Genomic DNA, 9,398 nt, shown 5'->3' on the forward strand with positions numbered 1-9,398 from the left:
CTGAATCATTGAAGGAGGAAAACGCACTATGACTGATAACAATAGCGGCAATAACATTGCCTTTGACGCAATCAAAATCGGCATGGCCTCCCCGGAGCAGATCCTGATCTGGTCCTACGGCGAAGTGAAAAAGCCCGAGACCATCAACTACCGCACCCTCAAGCCCGAGAAGGACGGTCTGTACTGCGAGCGCATTTTTGGGCCTACCAAGGACTGGGAATGCCACTGCGGCAAGTACAAGAAGATCCGCTACAAGGGCAAGGTCTGCGACCGCTGCGGCGTGGAAGTCACCCGCGCCAAGGTCCGCCGGGAGCGCATGGGCCACATCGAGCTGGCGACTCCCGTCTCCCACATCTGGTATTTTAAGGGCATCCCCTCCCGGATGGGTCTGCTGCTGGACATCAGCCCCCGCATTCTGGAGAAGGTTTTGTACTTTGCAAACTATATCGTCACCGATCCCGGCGAGACCCCGCTGATGCGCAATCAGATCCTCTCCGAGAAGGAATACCGGGACTACCGGGAAAAGTATGAAGAGGACTTTCAGGCCGGTATGGGCGCCGAGGCGGTCAAAAAGCTCCTCCACGACGTGGATCTGGAAGCGCTCAGCGCCCAGCTCCATGCGGAGCTGAAGGACGCCTCCGGCCAGAAAAAGGCCCGGATCGTCAAGCGGCTGGAGGTGGTGGACGCCTTCCGCCTTTCCGGCAACAAGCCCGAGTGGATGGTCATCGACGTTCTGCCGGTCATCCCGCCCGACCTGCGCCCCATGGTGCAGCTGGACGGCGGCCGCTTTGCGACCTCCGACCTCAACGACCTCTACCGCCGGGTCATCAACCGCAACAACCGTCTCAAGCGGCTGCTGCAGCTCAACGCCCCCGACATCATCGTCCGCAATGAAAAGCGGATGCTGCAAGAGGCCGTGGACGCCTTGATCGACAACGGCCGCCGTGGCCGCGCCGTCACCGGCGCCAACAACCGGGCCCTCAAGTCTCTTTCCGACCTGCTCAAGGGTAAGCAGGGCCGTTTCCGTCAGAACCTGCTGGGCAAGCGCGTGGACTACTCCGGCCGAAGCGTGATCGTGGTCGGCCCCGAGCTGAAGATCTATCAGTGCGGCGTGCCCAAGGAGATGGCGGTGGAGCTGTTTCGCCCCTTCATCATGAAGAAGCTGGTGGAGGACGGCTCCGCCAACAACATCAAGTCCGCCAAGAAAATGGTGGATAAGGGGGAGACGGAGGTCTGGGACGCGCTGGACGTCATCATCAAGGACCATCCCGTCATGCTCAACCGCGCACCCACGCTGCACCGCCTTGGCATTCAGGCCTTCGAGCCGGTGCTGGTGGACGGCCGCGCGCTGAAGCTGCATCCCCTCAACTGCACCGCCTTCAACGCCGACTTCGACGGCGATCAGATGGCAATTCACGTACCCCTCAGTGCCGAGGCGCAGGCGGAGGCCCGTATCCTGATGCTCTCCGCCAACAACCTCCTCCGCCCGCAGGACGGCGGCCCCGTCACCGTTCCCACACAGGACATGGTGCTGGGCGCCTACTACCTGACCATGGACCGCATGGGCAAGGCGGAAAAGGGCGCGGAGACCATTTGGTGCGAGGATCCCGGCGAGACCGGCCTGCCCGCGGCGTCTGTGGTGGACGCCGACGAATTCCTCGCTGCCAACGAAGCTGCCGCGGCGGAGGGCAAGAAGATCGCCACCTACAAGCCCCTGCACGTTTACGCCAATGAGGCGGAGGCGCTGATGGCTTACAACGCGCATGTCATCGGGCCTCACTGCCCCATCCTGGTCCGCGTCACCCGCGTGGTGGACGGCAAGGAGTATACCCGCGTGGTGGAGATCACGCCGGGCCGCATTATCTTCAACCAGAATATCCCGCAGGATCTGGGCTTCGTGGATCGCAGCAATCCCGCCCGCATCTGTGATTACGAAATCACCGAGACCTGCGGCAAAAAGCAGCTGGGCAAGATCGTCGACAAAACCATCAACAAGCACGGCTTCACCGTGGCTGCCGAGGTGCTGGACGCGATCAAGGCCACCGGCTACAAATATTCCACCCGCGCCGCCATCACCGTCTCCATCGCGGACATGACCATCCCGCCCGAGAAGTACGAGATGGTTGCCGCCTCCGAGCAGACCGTGCTGGATATCGAAAATCAGTACAAGATGGGCTTTATGACCGACCACGAGCGCTATAAGCAGGTGGTGCAGGTCTGGGAAAAGACCACCAACGAGGTCTCCGACGCGCTGCAAAAGAACCTGGACCGCTACAACCCCATCTTCATGATGGCGGACTCCGGCGCCCGTGGCTCCATGAAGCAGATCCGTCAGCTGGCCGGTATGCGCGGATTGATCGCCAACACCGCCGGTAAGACCATCGAAATCCCCATCAAGGCCAACTACCGCGAGGGTCTGACCGCACTGGAATACTTCATTTCCTCCAGAGGCGCCCGAAAGGGTCTGGCGGATACCGCTCTGCGTACCGCCGACTCCGGCTATCTGACCCGCCGCATGGTGGACGTCTCTCAGGACGTCATCATTCGGGAAGAGGACTGCCATGTTTCCCACGGTATCAAGGTCTCCGAGATCAGCGAGAACGGTCAGGTCATCGAAAAGTTCTCTGACCGGCTCCGCGGCCGCTTCCTGGTAGGCGACGTGGTGGACCCCGAGACCGGCGAGGTGCTGGTTTCGGGCAGCGAAATGATGGACGAGAAGGACGCCAAACTTTTGGAGACACGCAAGTGGGTCCAGAAGAATTACCGCGAGGGCGACAACTGCGCCTACGATCCCGCGCAGGAGAACAGCAAGCCCGTGGTCATGATCCGGACCGTTCTGACCTGCAAAGCCCACAGCGGCGTTTGCGCCAAGTGCTACGGCATGAACCTGGCCACCTCCAAGCCCGTGGGTCCCGGCGAGGCCGTCGGCATCATTGCCGCACAGTCCATCGGCGAACCCGGCACCCAGCTGACCATGCGTACCTTCCATACCGGCGGTCTGGCCGGCGGAGATATTACCCAGGGCCTTCCCCGAGTCGAGGAACTGTTCGAGGCCCGCAAGCCCAAGCGGATGGCCACGCTGGCGGAGATCGGCGGCAAGGTCAAGTTCGAGGAGACCACCAAGGGCAGCCTCCTGAACATCATCATTACCGCCGAGGACGGCGATACCCGCTCCTATGCGGTGCCTCACACCGGCTTGCAGGTGCGGGACGGCGATACCGTCGTGGCCGGCACCCAGCTGACCTACGGCGCGCTGAACCCCCATGAGGTCCTTCGCATCCGGGGCGCTGACGCGGTGTACAACTACCTCATTCAGGAAGTTTTGCGCGTGTATCGCCAGCAGGGCGTTGATATCAACGATAAGCATATCGAAGTCATCGTCCGTCAGATGATGCGCAAGGTCCGTCTGGAGGATGCCGGCGACACCAATCTGCTGGACGGCTCCATGGTGGACGTTCTGGAGCTGGACGACGCCAACGAGGAGATCAACCGCCGCAATGCCGCCGGAGAGCGGCAGGAAAACGGCGAGCTGCTGCGTCACGCCGCCGGTACCCAGCTGCTGATGGGTATTACCAAGGCGTCCCTCGCAACGGACTCCTTCCTCTCCGCCGCCTCCTTCCAGGAGACCACCAAGGTTCTCACCGAGGCGGCCATCAAGGGCAAGGCGGACCATCTGGTGGGATTGAAGGAAAACGTCATCATCGGCAAGCTGATCCCTGCCGGTACGGGTTTGCAGGCATACCACAATTTTGCCAAAAAGCTGGTGCCGGATGCGGTGAGCAGCGAGAGCGAGGAGCTCCCCGTTTTTGAGGAAGCGTAACCCTGCGCTGTGACGAAAAAAAAGGGCCGTGGATACTCCACGGCCCTTTTCTGCAATTTTTATGGGCGGGCGACAATGAAGGACTGCTCACCGTTGGCCTCGTCGGTCACCGTCCCGGCGGGGAAGGTGATCACGACGTTGCCCTTCTCATTCACATGGAAGGCGGTGGTTTCGTCGATAGCGGCATAGTCCGTCAGCGGCGCGTTTTCCTCAATGGGGAAGTAACGGACCTCCGGCGTCTTTTCCATCCGGTTTCCCATCTGCATGAGAATGGTATCTGCGAGATAGGTCTGATAGTCCTCACCGCAGAGCGTCTCCAGCGTCTCCGTTTCCTGGGACGTCTCCTGGGACGTCTCCTGGGGCGGCTTCGGGGCGGTTTTACAGGCACTCAAAAGCAGGAGCAGGCACAAAACCGCGGAGGTCAAAAGCAGTCGTCGGCGCATGGCGGAGTCCTCCCTTTATCATTTAATATATAGTATAGACGTGGAAAAGCTGAAAAAGTTTCCACCATATGGAGAAAAGCAGAATTTTCTTTCCCGGCACCACTTGACGGATGCAGAAAACAATGCTATAATTCTAAATCGCGCGGATATATTCTGCGAATTTCGCCATGCAAACCAGGAGGATTTTCCCGTGATCACGGAGCTTGCTTCCCAGAAGAAGGTCATCGGCGTGAAGCAGTCCCGCAAGGCGATCCGGGAGGGTCGTGCGAAGCGGGTGTACCTTGCCTGCGACGCCGATCCGGCCGTTGTCGATCCTGTTGCCGAAAGCTGCCACGCCGCCGGGATTCCGGTGGAGGGGACTTTCACGATGGCGCAGATGGGTCAGGCCTGCCACATTACCGTCGGTGCGTCGGTGGTGGCGGTGCTGACGGAATAATTTTGTTTTTTTGGGAATAACCTTACGGTTTTCTGCAAAAAATAAAGGCTGTCCGTCTAAAGCGGCTGCCAAATTATGAGAGAAAGGAGAAAATCAATGCCTACTTTTAACCAGCTGGTCCGTAAAGGAAGAGAAAAGGTTTCCTACAAGTCCACTTCTCCCGCTCTGCAGTTCGGTCTGAACACCCTGAAGACCAAGTCCACCGACCTGCCGTCTCCCCAGAAGAGAGGCGTCTGCACCGCCGTGAGAACTGCGACCCCTAAGAAGCCTAACTCCGCTCTGCGTAAGATTGCCCGTGTGCGTCTGACCAACGGCTATGAGGTCACCGCTTATATCCCCGGCGTGGGTCACTCCCTGCAGGAGCACTCCGTCGTCATGATCCGCGGCGGCCGTGTGAAGGACCTTCCCGGCGTCCGTTATCACATCATTCGCGGCACTCTGGATACCCAGGGCGTCAACGGCCGTATGCAGTCTCGTTCCAAATACGGCGCCAAGCGTCCCAAGTCCAAGTAAGGACAACCAATTGAAAGCTTTGCCGAATAGGTTTATATAGATCGGCCTCTTTGGCAGGCATTCACGGAAGGCTGCAATACGCCTTTTGAGTACCTATGAGATCATAGAATTATTATGAAGGAGGGAAGCATAGTGCCCAGAAGAGGTAATGTTCCCAAGAGAGAAGTTCTGGCCGACCCCGTATACGGCTCCGTTCTGGTAACGAAGCTTGTCAACAGCGTCATGCTGGATGGCAAGAAGGGTGTGGCACAGAAGGTGGTCTACGCGGCCTTTGATCAGATCAAGGAAAAGACCGAGAAGGACCCCGTTGAAGTGTTTTCCCAGGCTATGGAAAACATTATGCCCAGTTTGGAAGTCAAGGCGCGTCGCGTTGGCGGCGCCAACTATCAGGTCCCCATGGAAGTTCGCCCCGCCCGTCGTCAGACCCTGGGTCTGCGCTGGCTGACTGCTTACTCCCGCGCCCGCAGCGAGCGCACCATGGCTGATCGCCTTGCAGGTGAGATTATGGACGCCGCAAACAGCACCGGCGCTGCCGTGAAAAAGCGTGAGGAAGTGCATAAGGCCGCCGAGGCAAACAAGGCCTTTGCCCATTTCCGCTGGTAAGTTAGGAGAAACAGTATGCCGAGAAAAACAGCCCTCGAAAATACCAGAAATATCGGCATTATGGCTCACATCGACGCAGGCAAGACAACGACGACTGAACGTATCTTGTTCTATACCGGCGTGAACTATAAGATCGGTGAAACCCATGATGGCACGGCCACCATGGACTGGATGGCCCAGGAGCAGGAGCGTGGTATTACCATCACTTCTGCTGCGACTACCTGCTATTGGTCTGGTTCCAAAAACCAGTTCAAGCCCACCCGCATCAACATCATCGACACCCCGGGCCACGTGGACTTCACCGTCGAGGTGGAGCGTTCCCTGCGCGTGCTGGACGGCAGCGTTACCGTGCTGTGCGCCAAGGGCGGCGTGGAGCCCCAGTCTGAGACTGTGTGGCGTCAGGCCGATAACTACAAGGTCCCCCGCATGATCTACGTCAACAAGATGGACATCATGGGCGCGGATTTCTTTAACGTGCTGCGCATGGTGGAAGATCGCCTCAAGTGCAACGCCGTACCCATTCAGCTTCCTATCGGCAGCGAGGATACCTTCAAGGGCATCGTCGATCTGATCGAAATGGACGCTGACGTCTACTACGATGATCTGGGTAAGGATATGCGCGTGGAGGAGATTCCCGCCGATATGGTGGATCTTGCCAACGAGTATCGTGAAAAGCTGATGGATGCCGTCTCCATGTTCGATGAAGAGATCATGGAGCTGTATCTGGGCGGCGAGGAAATCCCGCAGGAGAAGATTCGTGCCGCCATCCGGAAGGCTACCATTGCCAACGAGATGGTCCCCGTTACCTGCGGCACCTCTTACAAGAACAAGGGCGTGCAGAAGATGCTCGATTCCATCGTGGACTTCATGCCCTCTCCCACCGACGTTCCCGCCATCAAGGGTGTCAATCCCAAGACGGAAGAGGAAGAGGTGCGCGAGTCTGACGACAGCGCGCCGTTCTCCGCACTGGCGTTCAAGATCATGACCGACCCCTATGTGGGCCGTCTGAGCTTCTTCCGCGTCTATTCCGGACATTTGGCAACCGGTTCCTCCGTGCTCAACAGCACCAAGAACGTCAAGGAGCGCATTGGCCGGATTTTGCAGATGCACGCCAACCACCGCGAGGATATTGAAGAGGTCTATTCCGGCGACATCGAAGCCGCCGTCGGCCTCAAGAATACCACCACCGGTGATACCCTGTGCGATGAAAAGAGCCCCATCATTCTCGAGTCCATGGAATTCCCCGAGCCCGTCATTCGCGTGGCCATCGAACCCAAGACCAAAGCTGGTCAGGAGAAGATGGGCATGGGTCTGGTCAAGCTGGCTGAGGAAGATCCCACCTTCCGGACCTGGACGGACGATGAGACCGGCCAGACGATCATCGCCGGTATGGGCGAGCTGCATCTGGAAATCATTGTGGACCGTCTGCTCCGCGAATTCAAGGTGGAGGCCAATGTGGGCGCACCTCAGGTCGCTTACAAGGAAACCATCAAGAAAACTGTGGATCAGGACACCAAGTATGCCCGCCAGTCCGGCGGTAAGGGCCAGTACGGCCATGTCAAGATCCACGTCGAACCCAATGAGTCCGGCAAGGGCTATGAGTTCGTCAATGCCATCGTGGGCGGCTCGATCCCCAAGGAGTATATCCCTGCGGTCGACGCCGGTATTCAGGGCGCCCTGAACGGCGGCGTTGTCGCCGGTTTCCCCGTGGTGGATGTGAAGGTCACTTTGTACGACGGCTCCTATCACGAGGTGGACTCTTCCGAAATGGCGTTCAAGATCGCCGGCTCCATGGCCTTCAAAGAGGCCTGCCGCAAGGCGGATGCCACGCTGCTGGAACCCATCATGAAGGTTTGCGTGATTGTGCCTGACGAGTATATGGGCGACGTCATCGGCGATTTGAACAGCCGCCGTGGACAGATCGTGAAGCTGGAGGCCCGTCCCGGCGCCCAGCAGATCGACGCACATGTGCCTCTGGCCGAGATGTTCGGCTACGCCACCGATCTTCGCTCCCGTACCCAGGGCCGTGGCCAGTATACCATGGAGCCCAGCCACTATATCGAGATTCCGAAGAACATTCGGGACAAGATCGTGGAGACGCGCACCAAGGCGCAGGGCTGAAATAGGGATTGATTTTTCCCGCGATATACTGTAAAATAAGCAGTGCTGAAGTAGTTTGCATTGCTCAAAATGTATTTTGAAAACTGATAGGAGGATTTTCAAATGGCTAAGCAGAAGTTTGAAAGAAACAAGCCCCATGTTAACATTGGCACCATCGGTCACGTCGACCATGGCAAGACCACGCTGACCGCAGCCATCACCAAGTGGCTGTCTCTGCAGGGCAAGGCGGAGTTCGAGGCTTATGACAACATCGATAAGGCCCCCGAAGAGAAGGAGCGCGGCATCACCATCAACACCGCTCACGTCGAGTATGAGACCGAAAATCGTCACTATGCTCACGTTGACTGCCCGGGCCACGCCGACTATATCAAGAACATGATCACCGGTGCTGCCCAGATGGACGGCGCTATCCTGGTCATCGCCGCCACCGACGGCCCCATGGCTCAGACCCGTGAGCACATCCTGCTGGCCCGTCAGGTGGGCGTGCCCGCCATCGTTGTGTTCCTGAACAAGTGCGATCAGGTTGACGACGAGGAGCTGCTGGAGCTGGTCGAGATGGAAGTTCGCGAGCTGCTGAGCAAGTACGAGTTCCCCGGCGACGATCTGCCCATCATCAAGGGCAGCGCTCTGAACGCTCTGGTGTCCGAGGCTACCGATCCCAGCGCTCCTGAGTATGCCTGCATCAAGGAACTGATGGACGCTGTCGACGCCTATATCCCCACCCCCGACCGCAAGGAGGATCTGCCCTTCCTGATGCCCGTCGAGGACGTGTTCACCATCTCCGGCCGCGGCACGGTTGCTACCGGCCGTGTGGAGCGTGGCAGACTGAAGCTTTCCGAGGAAGTCGAGATCGTCGGCCTCTCCGAAGATAAGAAGAAGACCGTCGTTACCGGCATCGAGATGTTCCATAAGCTGCTGGATTACGCTGAGGCCGGCGACAACATCGGCGCTCTGCTGCGTGGTGTTGACCGTACTGGCGTTGAGCGTGGTCAGGTTCTGTCCAAGCCCGGCTCCATCCATCCTCACACCAAGTTCAAGGGCCAGGTCTACGTTCTGAGCAAGGACGAGGGCGGCCGTCATACTCCTTTCTTCAATAACTATCGTCCTCAGTTCTACTTCCGTACCACCGACGTGACCGGCGTCATCTCTCTGCCCGAGGGCGTTGAGATGTGCATGCCCGGCGATAACGTCGAGATGGACGTTGAGCTGATCACCCCCATCGCTATTGAAAAGGGCCTGCGTTTCGCTATCCGCGAAGGCGGCCGTACCGTCGGTTCCGGTGCTGTCATCGAGATCGAGGAGAAGTAAGACTTTTTCAAAAAAGAGACTGCTGCATTTGCAGCAGTCTCTTTTTTTACGTTGTCTCCTCCGGATAGACCAGGGTGTCCTGAAAACCGTCCGCGTCCGGGCAGAAAATATCACCGGCCACGGGTAAATCTTCGCATAGGTATAGATTTGCCTG

At 58.4% G+C, this 9,398-nt stretch carries 6 protein-coding genes and 1 pseudogene; 6 read left to right on the plus strand and 1 reads right to left on the minus strand.

Annotated features, from left to right (window positions below; all coding sequences use genetic code 11):
- Nucleotides 1-28: 28 nt before the first annotated feature.
- Nucleotides 29-3,733 (plus strand): annotated as a pseudogene (gene rpoC / locus PHI30_RS08360) (DNA-directed RNA polymerase subunit beta'); the annotation flags it as partial.
- Between the two features lie 146 nt (nt 3,734-3,879).
- Here rpoC and PHI30_RS08365 read toward each other — a convergent pair.
- Entirely contained in the window at nt 3,880-4,263 is a 384-nt protein-coding gene (locus tag PHI30_RS08365; RefSeq protein WP_300026492.1) for a DUF3298 domain-containing protein, read from the minus strand.
- A gap of 190 nt (nt 4,264-4,453) precedes the next feature.
- On the opposite strand from PHI30_RS08365, the gene PHI30_RS08370 reads away from it, so the two are divergent.
- The 5 genes from PHI30_RS08370 to tuf all read left to right on the plus strand — a co-directional run bounded on the left by PHI30_RS08370 (nt 4,454) and on the right by tuf (nt 9,244).
- Entirely contained in the window at nt 4,454-4,699 is a 246-nt protein-coding gene (locus tag PHI30_RS08370) for a ribosomal L7Ae/L30e/S12e/Gadd45 family protein (protein ID WP_300026495.1), read from the plus strand.
- 96 nt (nt 4,700-4,795) lie between these two features.
- A complete protein-coding gene (gene rpsL, locus PHI30_RS08375) occupies nt 4,796-5,212 on the plus strand; it encodes a 30S ribosomal protein S12 (RefSeq protein WP_300026498.1) in 417 nt (138 codons plus the stop codon).
- Nucleotides 5,213-5,344: 132 nt separating this feature from the next.
- Nucleotides 5,345-5,815: a 30S ribosomal protein S7 gene (gene rpsG, locus PHI30_RS08380; protein ID WP_300026501.1), complete on the plus strand. Its 471-nt coding sequence runs from the start codon at nt 5,345-5,347 to the stop codon at nt 5,813-5,815.
- 15 nt (nt 5,816-5,830) lie between these two features.
- Nucleotides 5,831-7,936, plus strand: a complete 2,106-nt coding sequence (fusA, locus tag PHI30_RS08385; protein WP_300026504.1) for an elongation factor G — start codon at nt 5,831-5,833, stop codon at nt 7,934-7,936.
- A gap of 102 nt (nt 7,937-8,038) precedes the next feature.
- Nucleotides 8,039-9,244 (plus strand): elongation factor Tu, encoded by a 1,206-nt coding sequence (gene tuf / locus PHI30_RS08390; protein WP_300026507.1) that lies wholly within the window; start codon nt 8,039-8,041, stop codon nt 9,242-9,244.
- The last annotated feature ends 154 nt before the right edge of the window (nt 9,245-9,398 follow it).

The sequence above is a fragment of the Oscillibacter sp. genome (assembly GCF_028693505.1).
Classification (GTDB): Bacteria; Bacillota; Clostridia; order Oscillospirales; family Oscillospiraceae; genus Oscillibacter.